Here is a 17,331-nt window from a genome sequence, read left to right as displayed (position 1 = left end):
TTTTTATCTTTGTCTGTCTGCCTTTGCAGAAAATAAAATCTTTTTTTATGAAACTAAAACATACTTTGATCGCCATTGCTGCGCCTTTTCTTATGAATGCACAAAATGTGATGACGCCCGAAACGCTTTGGACGCTGAATAAGTTGGGAGTTACTGCCGTTTCGCCGGATCAGTCATCTTTAATTTACAGCGTGGGAAAAACCGACCTGAAAACTGAAAAAACCAACAAAAAGAATTACTTTTTAAACATCAAAAATGCGCAGGCAACCAATCTTGACTTAGGAAAAAAATCGCTGATTCAATGGGATAAAAACGGAATTTATGCTCAGGAAGACGACAAAATTTATTTGTCTAAAGATGCCGGAAAAACCTGGTCTGAATTTTACACCATCGGGAAAGTTGACAATATTGTGATTTCCCCGGACGGTAAAAAAATCGCCTTCAGCAAAGAAGTTTTGGTGGAAAAAGTAATGGGTAAAGATAAATATGACGATGTGCCGAAAACCACAGCGCAGATTTATACCGACCTTAATCACCGCCATTGGGATTATTTTAACGAAGGGAAATACAACCACGTTTTTGTGGTAAACACCGCCGAAAAAGTAGAAGCAGCTAAAGATTTGCTGGAAGGTAAAACTTTCGATGCGCCACAGCGGCCTTTCGGTGGAAGCGAAGATTTTGTCTGGAGCCCGGATTCTACAGAATTGCTGTACGTTACAAAACCATTGAGCGGAAAAGAATATGCAAAATCTACAAACACCGATATTTTCGCTTATAATGTAGCGACGGGCGCGGTAAGAAACCTGACCGGAAGCAATAAAGGTTATGATGTTTCGCCACAGTTTTCACCGGATGGAAAATATCTGTCCTGGATGTCCATGGAAAGAGAAGGTTATGAAGCTGATAAAAATGATATTAAAATTCTCGAGTGGAAATCAGGTCGCGTTTCGAATCTGACTTCGAAGTGGGATGAAAGCGTTGCCGGATCAGTTTTCTGGACCGAAGATTCTAAAAATATTTATTTCACCACACCGTGGCGCGGAACGAAACAGCTGTTTTCATTAAACCCTAAAAACCAAAAAATTACCCAGATTACCTCGGGAAATTTCGACGTTAATGATATTTATGCCTTAAATAAAAACAATCTACTGGTTTCCAGAACCGATATGAATCACAATGCTGATCTGTTTAATGTTGATGTTAAAAAAGGCACCATGACACAGGTTACGGAAGTTAATAAGGAGAATTACGCGAAAATTACGCCGTCTAAAACCGAACTTAAAATGGTGAAAACCACAGACGGCAAGGAAATGGGCGTGTGGTTTATTTATCCGCCAAACTTTGATCCGGCGAAAAAATATCCAACTTTATTATATTGTCAGGGTGGACCGCAATCGGCGCTTACACAGACTTTCAGCACAAGATGGAATTTTGCTTTGATGGCGGCAAACGATTATATCATTGTAGCGCCAAACCGTCGCGGAATGCCGGGCTGGGGCACAAAATGGAATGAAGAAATTTCTAAAGACTGGGGCGGGCAAGTGATGGACGATTATCTTGCAGCTGCTGATTACGCGAAAACTTTGCCTTATGTAGACGGTGACAGAATGGGTGCAGTTGGTGCAAGCTATGGTGGTTACAGCGTTTTCATGCTTGCCGGAATTCATGAAAACCGATTTAAAACCTTCATCGCGCACGACGGTCTTTTTGATATGAAATCCTGGTTTTTAACTACAGAAGAACTTTGGTTCGCGAACTGGGATTTGGGTGGTTCGCCTTACGACATTCCAACGCCGAAAGCGTACACGAAATTCGATCCATCGCAGCCGGAGTATGTGAATAAGTGGAATACACCAATTATGATTATTCAGGGTGGGATTGATTACCGCGTGCCTTATGAGCAAGGTCAGGAAGCTTTCCAGGCGGCGCAGCTGAAAGGTTTGAAATCGAAATTCCTTTATTTCCCCAATGAAAACCACTGGGTGTTGCATCCGCAAAATGCGCTGGTTTGGCAACGAGAATTTTTCTCCTGGCTGAAGGAAACTTTATAAAACAAAAAGAAGTTCAGAAAAATCTGAACTTCTTTTTTTTGCCCTTGTTTTAGGTTTTTTTTCGATTTTTTAAAGTTCTGCGCGGACTTTAAAATTAGCTGCTAATTTCATGGTAATTTGGTCCGCGGTTACTTTACTTCCTTGTACTTCTACCACCAATGAATTACGGTTACTTTTAAAATATTCTACGATCTCCGTGTCTGTAGTAAAAAAAACAATTTCATTTGGATTGGTATTATTTTCCACGGTAGCGATAAGTTTATCCGGGAGATTGCTTCCTTTAATGTAAATTCTCGCATTTTTTATGACGTCCAGTTTTGTTCCACCTGTAGAACTTACATATGTTGCAGTCAGCTTACTCATTTTCACCGACTTTAAATTTGCAACGGAATATTTGGGATTGTACGCTTTGATTTCATTATCAAGGTTGATATCCATATGAATTTCCGGCGATTTCGTATATGCAGTGGTGCTTACAGCAGCAAACGGCACCGTCATCTGAGTTGAATAAGGTACTTCAAATGGTGGTAAAACATCTAATACAGAGTTTACGATGTCACGGCAACTGGTGAGAAAAATCAGAGCGACCATTCCCATAAATAATGATAATCTTTTCATAATGTTCTATTTAATAATTAAACACGCTTACATTTATCAAGCCAATTTGCTGTAAAACTAAAAAATGTTGCTTTCTATACCATTTCATTTAATAAAATTTAAAGAATGAAAACCGTCAAAAACTTTCTATAAAAAAAATTCCGTGTTATTTCGGCCTTTTTTTTCTGGTTTTGCTAAAAGTTGCTTTGATTAAATTTTTAAAATGGAAAAAATGCCATTTTAGCAACAAATTTTTCTGTTTTATGTAATTTCAAACAGCTTTATAATTGCGAATTTTCAAGCGGCTTGACTTCCGCCTCGGAATGTCGTATATTTGCACTCCGAATTTCCAGAGATTTCGGAGTAATTTTTAAACCGTAATTTAAAAAATGAAAACATCTGATTTTAACTTCGATTTGCCCGAAGAACTTTTGGCAGAACATCCCGCAGAGCACAGAGACGACGCAAAACTGATGGTTTTGAACCGTGCTACACAAACGATCGAACACCGATTATTTAAAGATGTCGTAGATTATTTCGAAGAAAAAGACCTCTTCATATTCAATAATACCAAAGTTTTCCCCGCAAGATTGTACGGAAATAAAGAAAAAACCGGCGCGAAGATCGAAGTTTTTCTTTTAAGAGAACTTGATAAAGAAACCCGCGTTTGGGACGTTTTGGTGGATCCGGCGCGAAAAATCAGAATCGGAAATAAATTATTTTTCACGGAAGACGAAGGTTTAGTAGCTGAAGTTATCGATAATACCACTTCCAGAGGACGAACCTTAAGATTTTTGTACGATGGCTCTTACGAGGAATTCCGTGCGAAACTGAAAGAATTGGGAGAAACGCCGCTTCCGAAATATTTCAAAAGAGAAGTTGAACCTGAAGATGCAGAGCGTTATCAAACGATTTATGCGAAGCACGAAGGCGCTGTTGCAGCTCCAACTGCAGGTTTGCATTTTTCGCGTCATTTGATGAAAAAACTGGAAATTAAAGGAATTGATTTTGCGGAAGTTACGCTTCACGTTGGTTTGGGAACTTTTAACCCAATCGAAGTTGAAGATTTATCGAAGCATAAAATGGAATCTGAAGAGGCCATTATCGATCAGAAAAATGCCGATATCATCAACAAGGCGGTTTCCGAGGGAAGAAGAGTTTGCGCTGTAGGAACAACTACAATGAGAACGATTGAAACTTCGGTTTCTTCAAACAAAAAAATTGGGCCTTACCACGGATGGACAAACAAATTTATTTTCCCGCCGCATGAATTTGGTGTTGCCAACTGTATGATTACCAATTTCCACATGCCGAAATCTACATTAATGATGATGATTGCTGCATTTGCCGGCAAAGATTTCCTCATGCAAGCCTATGAAGAAGCCATCAAGCACAAATATAAATTTTATTCTTACGGCGACGCGATGCTGATTCTTTAAGAAGCTGTGAATGAAAGATTTAAATTTTAGATTAAATTCATTTCGGTGTTTTTAATCTAAAATTTTATCATTTTAAACCAAAAATTATTTTGAAAGATATCCGAACATTGTCCCTCGATCAACTGCAGGAATATTTTGTTTCCTTGGGCGAAAAACCTTTTCGTGCAAAACAGGTGTATGAATGGTTGTGGAATAAAAATCTGCATTCCATCGATGAAATGACGAATCTTTCAAAAGATTTGCGCGACCGCATTTCGCAGGAATATCTCATCAACCCGATTTCCGTCGACCAGCTCCAAAAATCAACCGACGGAACCATTAAAAATGGGGTAAAACTGCATGATGGTCTTTTGGTAGAATCAGTTTTAATTCCTACTGAAACACGAACAACAGCTTGTGTTTCGTCTCAGGTTGGCTGCTCGCTAAACTGTGAATTTTGCGCAACAGCGCGCCTGAAAAGAATGCGAAATCTGGAAGTTGCAGAAATTGTTGATCAGGTTGCACTCATCGATAGACAGAGTAAACTGTATTTCGACCGGCCACTTTCCAACATCGTTTTTATGGGAATGGGAGAGCCGATGATGAATTACAAAAATGTGGTGGAATCCATCCGAAAAATTACGGATCCGAAAGGTTTAGGAATGTCTGCGCGCCGCATCACCGTATCAACGTCGGGAATTCCTAAAATGATAAAAATGCTCGCCGACGAAAATCTGCGTGTAAATTTGGCGCTTTCTCTGCATTCCGCTATTGAGAAAAAAAGAAACGAAATCATGCCTTTTTCTGATAAATTTCCATTGACTGAAATTCTGGATTCTTTGAAATATTGGTATGAAAAAACCGGAAATATTATTACGTTTGAATATTGTGTCTGGAAAGGTATTAATGATCAGGATGAAGACATTAAAGCACTCATCAGATATTGTAAGCAGATTCCAAGCAAGGTGAATCTCATTCAGTACAATCCAATTGGTGACGGAAAATATGACCAATGCAATAAAGATGCGGAAGAAAATTACGTACGTCAGCTGGAAAAAGCCGGAATTACAGTGCTGATACGAAGAAGTCGCGGTGGTGATATCGATGCTGCCTGCGGACAGCTTGCTAATAAAAGCAGTGAGTAATGTTTTCGCACATCGGGAAAACCAGAACGCCAGCGCATAATCTTGGGATTGCGTCTTTGCTCTCTTTTGTTGCCGGTTTGGTGAATGTGGTTGGATTTTTTTCAGTACAGAAATTAACCACCAATGTTACGGGACATTTCGCTTTTTTTGTAGACGAAGCTTTTAAGCTGAATTTTGAAAATGCTTTCCACGTTGCACTTTTCGTTTTTTTCTTTTTTTTCGGGGCTTTTTCGGCAAATTTTATGGTAGAAACATATTCCCGAATCCGCGAAAATGAAACCTACGTTTTTCCAATTCTTACCGAAGCTTTTATCATCGCGGTGATTGCTGTAACGGGAAATTATCTCATTCCGAGAAATCCGGACGTCATTGCGTTCAGCCTGCTTTTTGCGATGGGAATGCAGAACTCTTTAGTCACTAGCATTTCAAAATCTATCGTTCGAACCACGCATTTAACCGGCATGTTCACCGATTTGGGAATTGAATTTTCCCAGCTTTTTTTCTATAAAGACAAAAGCCACAAACGAAAATTAATACGTTCCATTGGTTTGCGGCTGACCATCATCTGGATGTTTTTTGCCGGTGGAGTTTGCGGCGGAATTTTATTCGAAAGTTTCGGAATAAAATCGCTTATCCTCGGCTCAATAATTTTGCTTGGCGGTCTGACATACGATTTTATTAAAATTAAAATGTTGCTTTTGCACCGCAGACTGAAATGAAAAAATTTGCCGCTATAATTGCCTTTTTTTGTGTTTTAAATATTTCAGCGCAGCAAAGATACGATTGGTTAAAAATCAACCGTTTTCGCGTTGCACATTTATCCGATTCGCTGAAAGAAAATTCCGGGCTGGAATTCATTAACGGACGGCTTTTTACTTTAAACGACAGTGGAAATCCTTCTGATTTATTTGAAATTGATGAAGTTTCCGGAAAACTAAAAAAAGTTTTTCCCACCAACATCAAAAATATTGACTGGGAAGCTTTGGCTGCGGATTCAGCAAATCTGTATATCGCCGATTTTGGTAATAATGAGGGCACTCGTAAAGATTTAGCAATTTATAAAGTTCCTGTCAAGGATTCGTTAGCTTTAAATTCCGTTCAGAAAATTCCGTTTTTTTACCCCGAACAGCAGGATTTTTTCCCAAAACCGCTCAACAACAATTTCGATGCGGAAGCGATAATTTTTCTGAACGGGAAACTGCATATTTTCACCAAAGAATGGCAGTCAAAAGCCACAACGCATTATATCATTAATCCGGAAATTACTGAAAATCAGCCTGCGCAAAAAATAAAAAGCTTCAATACAGGTTTTACGGTAAGTGACGCTGCGTATTTTGCGGGAAGACTTTACCTCGTGGGTTATACCAAAAAAACCGAAGTTTTTCTTTCAATTTTCTCAGAAACAGAACAGGGGATCTTTTTCAACAAAAACCCCAAAACTTTTTACCTCGGCAGCGCTTTAAAAATTGGGCAGATTGAAGGTTTAGCCGTTAATGAAAAAGGTATTTATCTTGCCGGTGAAGAACTTATTTTTTCAATATTTAAAGCAAAGCCGTACCTTTATTTCATTCCACACGAAAAAATAAAATAAATGTCCGCCAGCGCGGAGTTTATGAAGGAAATTCTTTATTTATATTTATATTTGTGTGAACTTACGAAATGCGAAAACCTTACTTCTAATTTGTGGCAAATATTGTAGCAGAAATTAAGAATCCGATCGATGCGGAAATGAAACTTTTTGAACAGAAGTTTTATGAATCTATGCAAAGCAATGTTGCGCTGCTCGATAAAGTCACGCGGTTTATTGTAACGACAAAAGGCAAGCAGATGCGTCCGATGTTCGTGTTTCTGTGCGCCAAACTTACCGGAGAAGTTAATGAAAAATCATTTCGTGGCGCCTCGATGATTGAGCTTATTCATACCGCGACTTTGGTTCACGATGATGTGGTGGACGAAAGTTTTAAACGGCGTAATTTCTTTTCAATCAATGCGTTATGGAAAAATAAAATAGCTGTTTTGGTGGGCGATTATCTGCTTTCTAAAGCAGTTTTGCTTTCTACAGACCATAAAGATTACGATTTGCTCACGGTTATTTCACGAACCATTCGCGAAATGGCCGAAGGTGAACTTCTGCAACTTGAAAAAGCCAGAAAACTCGATATTACCGAAGATATTTACTATGAAATTATCCGGCAGAAAACGGCGACTTTAATTGCTGCATGTTGTGAAATCGGTGTTCTATCAACAAGCAACGACGAAAATTTAGCCACTAAAATGCGCGAATTTGGCACATACACAGGAATGGCTTTTCAAATTAAAGATGATCTTTTCGACTATTTAACTTCGAATATTATCGGAAAACCTGTAGGTATTGACATTAAAGAAAAAAAGATGACATTGCCGCTGATTCACGCGCTGAGAACTGCCACAGAAAAAGACCGTTCCTATTATTTCAATACGATTAAACGCTATAATAACGACAGCAAACGTGTCAAAGAACTCATTGAGTATGTAAAAAAATCCGGCGGACTGGATTACGCAATCATTAAAATGAAAGAATACCAGCAAAAAGCAAAAGATATTCTCGAAGAATTTCCCGAATCAGAGGCGAAAAAATCTTTGCAACTCATGCTGAATTACGTCATCGAAAGAAAGTTCTAATCCTTCTAAAATTTTTTCGCCGCTAAAATGGCATTTTTTACTTAATTTTCAAATCGGCATTATTCAAACGCAACGAGTTCAAAATTACGGATACCGAACTGAAACTCATTGCGGCCGCCGCAATCATTGGGCTCATTAAAATTCCGAAAATCGGGTAGAGCAATCCTGCTGCAACCGGTATTCCCAAAGTGTTGTAGATGAAAGCGAAGAAAAGATTTTCCTTGATATTTTTCAGCAGCTTTTCGCTTAAAATTTTCGCTTTTGCAACTCCCAAAATATCGCCTTTTAAAAGGGTAATTTCTGCGCTTTCTATAGCAACATCAGTTCCAGTTCCCATCGCAATACCAACGTTTGCCTGAGCTAAAGCCGGCGCGTCATTAATTCCGTCACCGGTCATCGCCACGATTTTTCCTTCAGCCTGAAGTTTTATAATTTCCTCCATTTTGTCCTGCGGCTGACAGTTCGCGAAATAGGTGTTAATACCGAGTTCGTCCGCGACAGCTTTCGCTGTATTTTCATTGTCACCGGTCATCATCACCACTTCGATGTTATGTTCGTGCAGATAATCGATGGCTTTTTTTGAACTTGCTTTAATATTGTCTGAAAAAGCAAGCATTCCCAAAACTTCATTTCCTTTCGCGAGGTAAGAAATGGTTTTTGCGCGGCTTTTTCCGGAGTCTACCTGATCCTGCAAATATTGCGGAACCGAGAGGTTAAAATGTTCGAGAAGCGCGGCGTTGCCCAAAAGAATCTGTTCACCACCGATTTTTCCTGTTACACCTTTACCAGAAATATTTTCGAAACTTTCAACTTTTTCAAAATCGGTTTTTTCATTTTTAAATTCCTGCAAAACCGCATTTGAAAGCGGATGCTCCGAGTTTTGATTTAATGAAGCCGCCAGCTTTAAAATAAGCGCACGGTTGCTGTTTCCGACGGAAATCACTTCATCAAGTTTCGGTTTTCCTTCGGTCAAAGTTCCTGTTTTATCGGTAATAAGCACATTTACTTTGTGCATCTGTTCAAGTGCTTCAGCGTTTTTAATTAAAATACCATTTTTTGCGCCTTTTGCAATTCCGACGGTTAAAGACATCGGTGTTGCCAAACCAAGCGCACACGGACATGCGACAATCAGCACCGCAACGGCATTTACAAAAGCATAAATTAAGGCATTTTCACCGCCAAAAATTCTCCACAAAACAAAAGTCAAAATTGAAATTCCAATGACGGTCGGAACGAAAACTTTTGAAATTCGGTCTGCAAATTTCTGGATTGGCGCTTTGCTTCGGCTCGCGTCATTTACCATTTTAATGATCTGCGAAAGCAACGTGTCCGCACCGATTTTTTCAGCTTTCATTAAAAATGTTCCGTTTCCGTTTATTGTTCCGGAAGTAACCATTTCGCCGCTTTTTTTCTCCACCGGAATGGGTTCGCCGGTAATCATGCTTTCATCAACATTTGAATTTCCTTCTGTTATTTTACCGTCAACTGGAATTTTTTCGCCCGGTTTCACACGCAAAATACTTCCGATTTTTACCTCCGAAAGTGGCACTTTTTTCTCAATATTATCAACGATTAAATTTGCTTCAGCTGGAGAAAGATTCATCAGTTCTTCGATCGCTTTTCCGGTTCTCTGGTGCGCACGCGCTTCAAGCATCTGACCTAAAATCACCAACGTCAGAATCACACAAACCGACTCAAAATAGAGTGGTGTGCTGCCGCCGTGGCGAATTTCGTGCGGTAAAATATCCGGAAAAAACATCGCAACAAGGCTGAATAAAAATGCAGCTGCAGAACCCAACGCGATCAGCGAAAACATATTAAGATTCCAGGTTTTAAAGGAAACCCAGCCACGTTTCATCAAAAACCAGCCTGCATAAAATATCACCGGAATTGAAAGTAAAAGTTCAATAAAAGCCTGCGTTTGCCCTGAAAATGGAAAATCGTACCACATTCCGCCCATTGATAAAATGAAAACCGGAATGGAGAAACCCAAAGCAATCAGAAACTTTTTCCTTAAGTTTTTATAGGTATCATCTTCACCGCCTTCGTCGTTGTTTCCGGGAATTCTTACGAGGTCCATTCCGCAAACCGGACAGCTGACATTAGAATCGTAGAGTTTGTCACCTTCGCAAAACATCGGACAGTAATATTTTCCGACGTTATTTTCCTGGTGGATAGCGCTTGGTTCTTCAATATGCTTGTGAGAATGGGAATGCGGCGCGGCAGAAGCAACCAATTCTTCCGTAATTTCCTCCAAATGCATGTGGCAAACGGGACAGCCAACATCGTAAGGGTAAGTTTTATCCCCTTCGCAGAACATCGGACAGAAATATTGACCGATTTTTTCCTGAAAGCTTTCGGGTAAATTTGTTTTTGAAAAAGTTTGCGCTTTGTCTTTATAATCCGCTCTTTCCTCGATCGGAACCAGATACATATTGCAGACCGGACAGCGTTGTCCCGGTAAAAAGTACACTTTTTCACCTTCGCATTCCATTGGACAATAATAAACGGAACTTGGTGAAATTCTTTCGGACGGTGGTGTATGTTGATGTTTATCCATTTCTAAAATTTATAAAGCAAATTTCCCCATTTTTCGGGAAACGCTGTTATAAATATACGGAAGAAAGTTATAAAATTCAGATGCTGTCGAGCGGGAGGCGGTTTTTTACTTCCAGCGTTTTGAAAGCCGATGGTGTAAAACCTGTGATGTTTTTAAACTGGGATGATAAATGCTGAACACTTTTATACCCGAGTTTGTTAGAAATTTCGGTTAGCGAAAATTCGTCGTATAAAAGCAGTTCTTTTACCTTTTCTATTTTTTGAAGGATGAAAAACTGCTCCAAAGTCACGTTTTCATTTTGGGAAAATGTTTTCGAAATCGCGCTGTAATCTTTCAAAAGTTTTTCGGCTAAAAATTTAGACAGAACAAAATCTTCAGAAATGTCCAGTTCATTAATTTTTACTATTAAGACTTTCTTGACTTTTTCAATGATCTTTTTGGAAGCATTTTCGAGAATTTGAAAACCAATTTTCTGCAACTGCTGATCAAGGTTTTGTATTTCTGTTTTGTTTAAATTTTCCGTGGTTTCAACTTCACCTAAATGCACAGCAGCAACCGGAACCTCCAGATCATTAAAAACTTTTTCCACCGCAGAAATACAGCGGCTGCAAACCATATTTTTAATGAAAACCATCATTATAAATCAGGTTTTAATCGGTCGGAAATAAACTCGATTTTTGTTTTGCCATGTTTGGTAGGTTTTCCATCTAAATTTACGCCCACAAAAATTATTTTCTCAATGGTGATGATGGTTTGGCGCGTCATCATATTGCGGACATCGCAGGTTAAAGTGATCGACGTATTTCCAAATTCCGTGGCTTCAATTCCTATTTCGATAATGTCGCCCTGACGCGCGGAACTTACGAAATTGATTTCCGAAATATATTTAGTTACGCAACGCGGCGTTTCAAGCTGAACGATTGCGTAAAGTGCAGCTTCTTCATCAATCCATTGCAGCAATCGGCCGCCAAATAAGGTATGGTTTGGATTTAGATCTTCAGGCTTAATCCATTTTCTAGTATGATAGTTCATGTTTTTTGGTTTTAAATTATCTTGTAAAAACAAGTTTTGTATCGCTCGACAAGTCCTCAGCGATATAATATTTTTCGAGGTTGAAGGCTTTCACTTCGTCCAGCGTCTGCACGTTATTTTCCGCGCAGAAACGAGCTACCAAGCCGCGCGCGTGTTTCGTATAAACTACGATCTGGGCAAGTTTTCCTTCGCGGTAATCATAAAATTCGAAATCGATGACGGGCGTTTTAATTTTGCTTTTGTCCAGAACTTTGAAATATTCTTTGCTGGCGAGATTCAGCACCACATCTTTTGATTTCAGTTCGCTGTTAAGTTCCTCTGTGACTTTTTCTGTCCAGAATTCGTAGAGGTTTTCGTAACCTTCGAACTTGAATTTTCTGCCCATTTCAAGACGGTAAAGCATAATGCGGTCGGAAGGTTTTAAAAGCCCGTACAGTCCGGAAAGCATGCGATAATTTTTTTGGAGGTATTTGATGCTTTTTTCGTCCAATGACTTGGCATCTAATCCGCGGTAAACTTCACCTGCAAAAGCCATCAGCGCTGGCGCAGATTCTTTTGCGGAAGGATTTGCTTTCCATTTTTGGTTGCGTTCCCAGTTTTCATCAGCAAGTTTGCTGGAAATTTCCATGAGATCCGCTAAATATTTTGGTGATTTTTGCTTTAAAGTTTCCTGAATCAGTTCAGCTTCTTTGATGAAATGTGGTTTTGTCATTTTCAAAAAAGGGCTGGAACCTTCAATATTCATAAGCTTTGCGGGCGAGGTGATAATTTTCATATTTTATAAAGGCAGTAAAAATTAAAAAAAAGCGCTATAAAGCAGGTAAAATTCCATCCCGACCTGAGTGGATCCCGATGTAAAATCGGGAGGGAACGGAGGGGGGAAAAGATGGCCAAAAAAACTGCTAAAATTCTCCTTTTCCCTGCCGGATAATTTCGGGTTCGCTGCCGGTTAAATCTACAATTGTGGACGCCACGTTGTCGCCATAGCCGGAATCGATGACGATGTCCACCAAATGATCGTATTTTTCAGCAATCAGCTCGGGATCGGTGGAGTATTCAATAACTTCGTCGTCATCCTTAATTGAAGTGGATGCGATCGGATGACCCAATTTTGCGACAATCATTTGGGGAACGGTGTGATCAGGCACGCGAATTCCCACGGTTTTATTGCCTTTGTAGGCGAGTGGCAGGCTTTTGTTGGCTTCGAGAATGAAGGTGAACGGGCCCGGCACATTATTTTTCAGATAGCGGAACGTGCTGGTGTCAATCGGACGCGTAAATTCCGAAAGATGGCTGAGATCGTTGCAGATAATAGAAAATTGGGCTTTTTCGAGCTTAATTTTTTTGATCTGCGCGAGTTTTTCCATGGCGCGAATGTCGAAAATATTGCAGCCCAAAGCGTAAACCGTATCGCTCGGATAAATGATGAGACCGCCGTTGTTGAGCGTTTTCACCACTTCGGCAATCAGGTTTTCCTGAGGATTTTCGGGGTAAATTTTAAGAATTTTTGCCATATACAAATTTAATAAAAATTAAGCATTAAAGCATTTTCGGTAAAAAGAGAGTTTGTTGCAATGCGATTTCCCCAAAACCTTCACCAAGACGCAAAAAAAAAGAGAACCACTATTGTGATTCTCTTTGCTTAGTAGCGGAGACACGACTCGAACGTGCGACCTCCGGGTTATGAGCCCGACGAGCTACCTACTGCTCTACCCCGCGTTATTGTGATGCAAATATACAACATTTTTGTGAAAATCCAAATCTTGAGAAAAATTTTGCCCATAGAATGGCATTTTTTTTCAGTTTAGATTTATCGCTACAGAAGTTGGCTCAAAATCCTTTCGCTTAACATGGTGAAAATTCGCTTGTTATATGCTTTATCATCCAAATTGTATATTTCAAATTCTTCCGCCGTCAGCATTCCAAGCGTCAACCCAAGGCAGATATTTTTCAAATTCGCATCTCTCTGAAAACTTTGATTAATGAAATTTCTTTTCTTTTCCGGATTTAAAGAGGTGAAATCCAATTTCTGCCGCGCTAAAAATGCTTTGTAAAAAGCCAGAAATATTTCATTTTGTAATTTTAAAATCGGGCGCAAAACTTCGTTTTGAAATTTCTCCACCGCGGTGCTTTCTTCAAATGTGGGAATTTCTAAAGTCGGACGTAAATCTTTTTTGGTAATCATTTTTACTGGCTGTAATTTCACCAAAAGTAGACATTAATTCCGCAAAAGTCGGGAAGTGGCGATTGGTAATTCCGAATTTTTACCGCTTCTAACGGCAAATTTTTTAAAAATATAATTTCTAATTTTGAATTAAATTTTTGAACCATGTGCTATTACGTTTCAAACCAGCTGACGCGAAAGGAAATGAAAGACACTTTCGGCGTGTCGTATGAAGGTCCGGATTTTCAGGGTTCCGAGTTTACGAACGGATTTTCTTTTCCGAAAACGCCGGTGATTCTGGATAAAAACCCTGATATTGCTGTTCTCGGCGATTGGGGACTACTTCCGTGGTGGGCGAAAGACCGTGCTCCACAAAAAAATACGCTGAACGCAAGAATTGAAACTTTAGCCGAGAAAGCGAGTTTTAAAGATTCGGTTTCGAAAAGATGTCTGGTTTTGGTCCACGGTTTTTACGAGTGGAAGCAGCTGGATGCGAAAGGTAAAAAGAAAGAAAAATATTTTATCCGCCTGAATAATGGTGAAAAACCGTTTGCTTTGGGCGGAATTTATAACTTCTGGACCGATCCGAAAACCAATGAGCTGCTCACGAGTTTTTCAATTGTAACCTCGGGTGCGAATGAATTTATGAGCGAAATTCACAACACGAAGGATCGAATGCCTTTGGTTTTAGCAAAAAGTGCTGAAGAAGCGTGGCTTTCTGAGCGTTCTGTCGATGATTTTGCTTTTCCGAATTACGATCCGGATTTGGTTGCAATTAATTTAGACCCATCATCAACTCAGCTTTCTCTATTTTAGAATTTAAAAAATCTGCCACTTTAGCAGCAAATTTTTCTTTCTTATTTAATGAGTTTACCGTCGTATGCGCTTTCATTTCCTAATCGGTCTACGGATTTTACCGCAACAGTATTGAGTTTTTTTCCGTTTTTAATTAAAGGTAATGTTTCAGATATTCTACTTTTTTCAATGATTTGAGTTTCCCAAACATCACCATATTTAGCATATAAAATCCATTGAAAAACTTCAGTAAAATCCTTGGAATTCCATTTTGCAATAGCTGAAGTACCGGATTTTTCGATGTATAAAAGTGGTTTTTCTAAAGGTTCGGTTTTAATCCATGGTGTTAATGGTACAAGAGCCGGAGTTTTGTAGGCCTGGCTTACGGCGCTTAACATCGCGGGGGTTTTTGAGAGGCCGTCTACGCTATAATGAATTGTGCCGGCGGCGTCTTTTAAAACCGATCTTGTTGTATTGATTTGGCTTACGATTTCTGCTGGTCTATCGGAAACACCATTTAAACCAACAGTATTTATTCCGGGGTAAAGATGCCTTTTTTGTGAATTTTCACTTTCCCACCATTTTAGCAACGCCGGAAAACTTTGTGGACCGTCGTTTTTCCAGTAGAGTTGGGGCGAAAAATAATCCAGCCAACCTTCATTTAACCACAATTTTGCGTCTGCGTAAAGTTCATCGTATTGTGAAGAACCTTTAATGCCTTCCGGAAAACCGGGTTTCCAAATTCCGAAAGGACTGATACCAAACTGCACGTAGCTTTTTTCGGCTTTAATTTCGTCATGAATTCTTTTGATGAATTTATTCACGTTCGCGCGGCGCCAGTCTGCTTTAGATAAATTTCCGCCGGTTTTTTGATACATATTCCAGGTTCGGTTGTCGGGAAAATCTTTACCGCCGTTGTATTCACGGTAGGGATAAAAATAATCATCGATGTGCACCGCATCAATATCATATCTTTTTACCAGATCATTGATTACTTTAGAAACGTGATCCTGGGTTTTTTCATCCGAAGGATCCATCCAGTGCATTCCGTTTTTAAGCTTAATGATTTGCTCCGGCATTTTTTTAACTAATGATTCAGAAGTAATTGCGCCGCCGGTGGTGTGATGCGCGCGGTAGGGATTTAACCAGACGTGAAGTTCCATTCCGCGTTTGTGAGCTTCTAAAATCCAAAATTCCAATGGATCATAATAAGGTGTTGGCGCTTTACCAATTTCGCCTGTTAAGAAATACGACCACGGCTCAATTGTGCTGTTATACATCGCGTCCGCGGAAGGTCGTGCCTGAAAAATTACAGCGTTAAAATTGGCGTTTTTCAGCAAATCTAAAATTTTCAGCGCTTCCACTTTTTGCTGTTCGGTAGAAAGATTGTTTCGTGAAGGCCAGTTGATATTGGCAACGGTTGCTACCCAAGCTGCACGGAATTCGCGGTTTACTTCCGGGAGATTCAGCTTTAAAACTTCAACTTTTGGTTCGGGCGCTTTTGGTGTGACTGGTTTTATGGTAACCACCGGTTTTTTGGCGGCTGTTTTAGGCTTTTTTGGCGTACTGCAGGAGGTAAATAAAACAGCAATTGCAAGCAGGAGTGCGGACGGTGAAATTTTTATGTGCATGCGCAAAAATAGCAATATAAATTAAACTAAGGTCAAAATCAGGTTTAACCAAAAAAGTTATCTAAAAGCAAAAATACTTGGCAAGTAATGTGTTCAGCCAAAAAGTAATTCCCTGTTTTTCAGCAATTATTCTTTTTTATCGCGCGTGCGAAATTATGCATTACATTAAAACTTCCCCAAATTTATTATGTTAAATTTAGCGGAAATTTGCTAATGTTTTTAACTCTTACTTAACTGTATATTAACACGTTATAACAAATTTTGGTATATTTTCTGTTGCGGGAAAAGCCTAACCAAAAAAACATTATTATTATGGCAACAAGAGGTAATTCCGGTTCAGGAAGATCTAATTCTTCATCCGGTAGAGGTAATTCAGGAGGAAGAAGTCAGGAAGAAGATTTCGACTTAGAAGAAATCTTCCAACAGGCCTATGAGGATGGATATGAAGATGGCTACGCCGATGCGCAGGCAGACGAAGATTATGATGATGATTATGAAGACAGCTATGATGAATGGTATGAAGAATACGAGGACGACGATGAGGACTACGATGATGAAGAAGACGACGATGAAGACGACAGAAGAGGAAACAGCGGCCGTGGTTCATCCCGTAGCGGATCTGGCGGCGGTAGAGGCGGCTCAGGCGGCGGACGTGGCGGCTCCGGTGGAGGACAAGGTGGAAGCAGAGGCGGTGGTTCCGGTGACGGAAGAGGCGCCCGTGAAGGTCATCCATTCTTTGGAAACCAGTATACATCTGGTAGAGGACGTTCCGGTGGAGGCTCAAGAGGTGGTTCATCAGGAGGTTCAGGAGGTGGAGGTTCACGAGGCGGTTCATCGGGCGGCGGTGGTCGTGGCCGTGGCGGTTCATCCGGTGGTGGCAGCGACAGAAGAGGTGCCCAGGAAGGTCATCCGTTCTTTGGAAACCAATATACATCCGGTAGAGGAGGTTCCGGCTCAAGAGGTGGTTCACAAGGTGGTGGCTCTCGAGGTGGAAGTTCAAGAGGCGGTAGCCAGGGTGGCGGATCACGTGGTGGTAGCCAGGGTGGCGGTTCCAGAGGAGGATCACAAGGTGGTGGCTCACGAGGTCGTGGAAATCAGCAAAGAGACAGCCAGGGTAGATTTACATCCGATGGCAGAAGCAGCAGAGGTGGCGGTTCCGGAAGCGGTTCCGGTAGAAGAGGCGGTTTCGGTAGCCGTGGCGGAAGAAATTCTTAACTAAATATATAGGGCCGGCTATAGTGGCCGGCCTTTTTTAAATTAACGCATTAAAAAAGAAA

Annotated in this window: 16 protein-coding genes and 1 tRNA gene; 8 read left to right on the top strand and 9 right to left on the bottom strand. The window is 40.2% G+C overall.

Annotated elements, in window-relative coordinates; translation table 11 throughout:
- Window positions 1–47: 47 nt before the first annotated feature.
- Window positions 48–2,051 (top strand): S9 family peptidase, encoded by a 2,004-nt coding sequence (locus tag BMZ55_RS02705; RefSeq protein WP_089818419.1) that lies wholly within the window; start codon window positions 48–50, stop codon window positions 2,049–2,051.
- Window positions 2,052–2,120: 69 nt separating this feature from the next.
- Here BMZ55_RS02705 and BMZ55_RS02700 read toward each other — a convergent pair whose 3' ends face one another.
- Window positions 2,121–2,669 carry a hypothetical protein gene (locus BMZ55_RS02700; protein WP_143068737.1) on the bottom strand — a complete coding sequence of 183 codons (549 nt, stop codon included), beginning with the start codon at window positions 2,667–2,669 and terminating at the stop codon, window positions 2,121–2,123.
- 368 nt (window positions 2,670–3,037) lie between these two features.
- Between BMZ55_RS02700 and queA the strand changes: the two genes are divergently transcribed.
- The 5 genes from queA (at window position 3,038) to BMZ55_RS02675 (ending at window position 7,872) form a co-directional block, all read left to right on the top strand.
- Window positions 3,038–4,087 (top strand): tRNA preQ1(34) S-adenosylmethionine ribosyltransferase-isomerase QueA, encoded by a 1,050-nt coding sequence (queA, locus tag BMZ55_RS02695; protein WP_089818415.1) that lies wholly within the window; start codon window positions 3,038–3,040, stop codon window positions 4,085–4,087.
- A gap of 89 nt (window positions 4,088–4,176) precedes the next feature.
- The gene (gene rlmN / locus BMZ55_RS02690) at window positions 4,177–5,211 is read left to right on the top strand and encodes a dual-specificity RNA methyltransferase RlmN (protein WP_089818413.1); all 1,035 of its coding nucleotides are present in this window, start codon (window positions 4,177–4,179) and stop codon (window positions 5,209–5,211) included.
- Window positions 5,211–5,930: a YoaK family protein gene (locus BMZ55_RS02685; RefSeq protein WP_089818411.1), complete on the top strand. Its 720-nt coding sequence runs from the start codon at window positions 5,211–5,213 to the stop codon at window positions 5,928–5,930. The genes rlmN and BMZ55_RS02685 overlap by 1 nt, the downstream gene beginning before the upstream one ends.
- Entirely contained in the window at window positions 5,927–6,802 is an 876-nt protein-coding gene (locus tag BMZ55_RS02680) for a hypothetical protein (RefSeq protein WP_089818409.1), read from the top strand. The genes BMZ55_RS02685 and BMZ55_RS02680 overlap by 4 nt, the downstream gene beginning before the upstream one ends.
- A gap of 92 nt (window positions 6,803–6,894) precedes the next feature.
- Entirely contained in the window at window positions 6,895–7,872 is a 978-nt protein-coding gene (locus BMZ55_RS02675) for a polyprenyl synthetase family protein (protein WP_089818408.1), read from the top strand.
- Window positions 7,873–7,909: 37 nt separating this feature from the next.
- On the opposite strand, the gene BMZ55_RS02670 is transcribed toward BMZ55_RS02675, so the two are convergent.
- The 7 genes from BMZ55_RS02670 to BMZ55_RS02640 form a co-directional block, all read right to left on the bottom strand.
- Window positions 7,910–10,432 carry a copper-transporting P-type ATPase gene (locus BMZ55_RS02670; protein ID WP_089818406.1) on the bottom strand — a complete coding sequence of 841 codons (2,523 nt, stop codon included), beginning with the start codon at window positions 10,430–10,432 and terminating at the stop codon, window positions 7,910–7,912.
- A gap of 76 nt (window positions 10,433–10,508) precedes the next feature.
- Window positions 10,509–11,069 carry a helix-turn-helix domain-containing protein gene (locus tag BMZ55_RS02665; RefSeq protein ID WP_089818404.1) on the bottom strand — a complete coding sequence of 187 codons (561 nt, stop codon included), beginning with the start codon at window positions 11,067–11,069 and terminating at the stop codon, window positions 10,509–10,511.
- The gene (locus BMZ55_RS02660) at window positions 11,069–11,464 is read right to left on the bottom strand and encodes an acyl-CoA thioesterase (RefSeq protein WP_089818403.1); all 396 of its coding nucleotides are present in this window, start codon (window positions 11,462–11,464) and stop codon (window positions 11,069–11,071) included. The genes BMZ55_RS02665 and BMZ55_RS02660 overlap by 1 nt, the downstream gene beginning before the upstream one ends.
- Before the next feature lie 16 nt (window positions 11,465–11,480).
- Window positions 11,481–12,239, bottom strand: coding sequence for a peroxide stress protein YaaA (yaaA, locus tag BMZ55_RS02655; RefSeq protein WP_089818401.1), 759 nt, complete (start codon window positions 12,237–12,239; stop codon window positions 11,481–11,483).
- A 127-nt stretch (window positions 12,240–12,366) separates the two neighbouring features.
- Window positions 12,367–12,978 carry an L-threonylcarbamoyladenylate synthase gene (locus BMZ55_RS02650; RefSeq protein WP_089818399.1) on the bottom strand — a complete coding sequence of 204 codons (612 nt, stop codon included), beginning with the start codon at window positions 12,976–12,978 and terminating at the stop codon, window positions 12,367–12,369.
- Between the two features lie 132 nt (window positions 12,979–13,110).
- Window positions 13,111–13,183 (bottom strand) — tRNA-Met (locus tag BMZ55_RS02645).
- A 97-nt stretch (window positions 13,184–13,280) separates the two neighbouring features.
- Window positions 13,281–13,649 (bottom strand): glyoxalase, encoded by a 369-nt coding sequence (locus BMZ55_RS02640; RefSeq protein ID WP_143068736.1) that lies wholly within the window; start codon window positions 13,647–13,649, stop codon window positions 13,281–13,283.
- A gap of 144 nt (window positions 13,650–13,793) precedes the next feature.
- Between BMZ55_RS02640 and BMZ55_RS02635 the strand changes: the two genes are divergently transcribed.
- Window positions 13,794–14,444 (top strand): SOS response-associated peptidase, encoded by a 651-nt coding sequence (locus BMZ55_RS02635; protein WP_089818395.1) that lies wholly within the window; start codon window positions 13,794–13,796, stop codon window positions 14,442–14,444.
- Window positions 14,445–14,485: 41 nt separating this feature from the next.
- Here BMZ55_RS02635 and BMZ55_RS02630 read toward each other — a convergent pair whose 3' ends face one another.
- A complete protein-coding gene (locus BMZ55_RS02630; RefSeq protein ID WP_394332623.1) occupies window positions 14,486–15,952 on the bottom strand; it encodes a glycoside hydrolase family 10-like protein in 1,467 nt (488 codons plus the stop codon).
- A 414-nt stretch (window positions 15,953–16,366) separates the two neighbouring features.
- Here BMZ55_RS02630 and BMZ55_RS11315 point away from each other — a divergent pair, with 414 nt between their 5' ends.
- A complete protein-coding gene (locus BMZ55_RS11315) occupies window positions 16,367–17,269 on the top strand; it encodes a hypothetical protein (RefSeq protein ID WP_177179773.1) in 903 nt (300 codons plus the stop codon).
- Window positions 17,270–17,331: the final 62 nt, after the last annotated feature.

It is taken from the genome of Kaistella treverensis, from assembly GCF_900114045.1.
In the GTDB taxonomy this organism is placed as follows: Bacteria; Bacteroidota; Bacteroidia; order Flavobacteriales; family Weeksellaceae; genus Kaistella; species Kaistella treverensis.
The sequence above is the reverse complement of the archived record's forward strand: the minus strand, read 5'-3'. Positions and strand labels throughout refer to the sequence as shown.

Coding starts and splice junctions, on each gene's coding strand:
- BMZ55_RS02670 (WP_089818406.1), bottom strand. CDS start 10,432: ATGGATAAACATCAACATACACCACCGTCCGAAAGAATTTCACCAAGT.
- BMZ55_RS11315 (WP_177179773.1), top strand. CDS start 16,367: ATGGCAACAAGAGGTAATTCCGGTTCAGGAAGATCTAATTCTTCATCC.
- BMZ55_RS02640 (WP_143068736.1), bottom strand. CDS start 13,649: ATGATTACCAAAAAAGATTTACGTCCGACTTTAGAAATTCCCACATTT.
- queA (WP_089818415.1), top strand. CDS start 3,038: ATGAAAACATCTGATTTTAACTTCGATTTGCCCGAAGAACTTTTGGCA.
- BMZ55_RS02665 (WP_089818404.1), bottom strand. CDS start 11,069: ATGATGGTTTTCATTAAAAATATGGTTTGCAGCCGCTGTATTTCTGCG.
- BMZ55_RS02700 (WP_143068737.1), bottom strand. CDS start 2,669: ATGAAAAGATTATCATTATTTATGGGAATGGTCGCTCTGATTTTTCTC.
- BMZ55_RS02635 (WP_089818395.1), top strand. CDS start 13,794: ATGTGCTATTACGTTTCAAACCAGCTGACGCGAAAGGAAATGAAAGAC.
- BMZ55_RS02705 (WP_089818419.1), top strand. CDS start 48: ATGAAACTAAAACATACTTTGATCGCCATTGCTGCGCCTTTTCTTATG.
- BMZ55_RS02685 (WP_089818411.1), top strand. CDS start 5,211: ATGTTTTCGCACATCGGGAAAACCAGAACGCCAGCGCATAATCTTGGG.
- BMZ55_RS02660 (WP_089818403.1), bottom strand. CDS start 11,464: ATGAACTATCATACTAGAAAATGGATTAAGCCTGAAGATCTAAATCCA.
- yaaA (WP_089818401.1), bottom strand. CDS start 12,239: ATGAAAATTATCACCTCGCCCGCAAAGCTTATGAATATTGAAGGTTCC.
- BMZ55_RS02680 (WP_089818409.1), top strand. CDS start 5,927: ATGAAAAAATTTGCCGCTATAATTGCCTTTTTTTGTGTTTTAAATATT.
- BMZ55_RS02650 (WP_089818399.1), bottom strand. CDS start 12,978: ATGGCAAAAATTCTTAAAATTTACCCCGAAAATCCTCAGGAAAACCTG.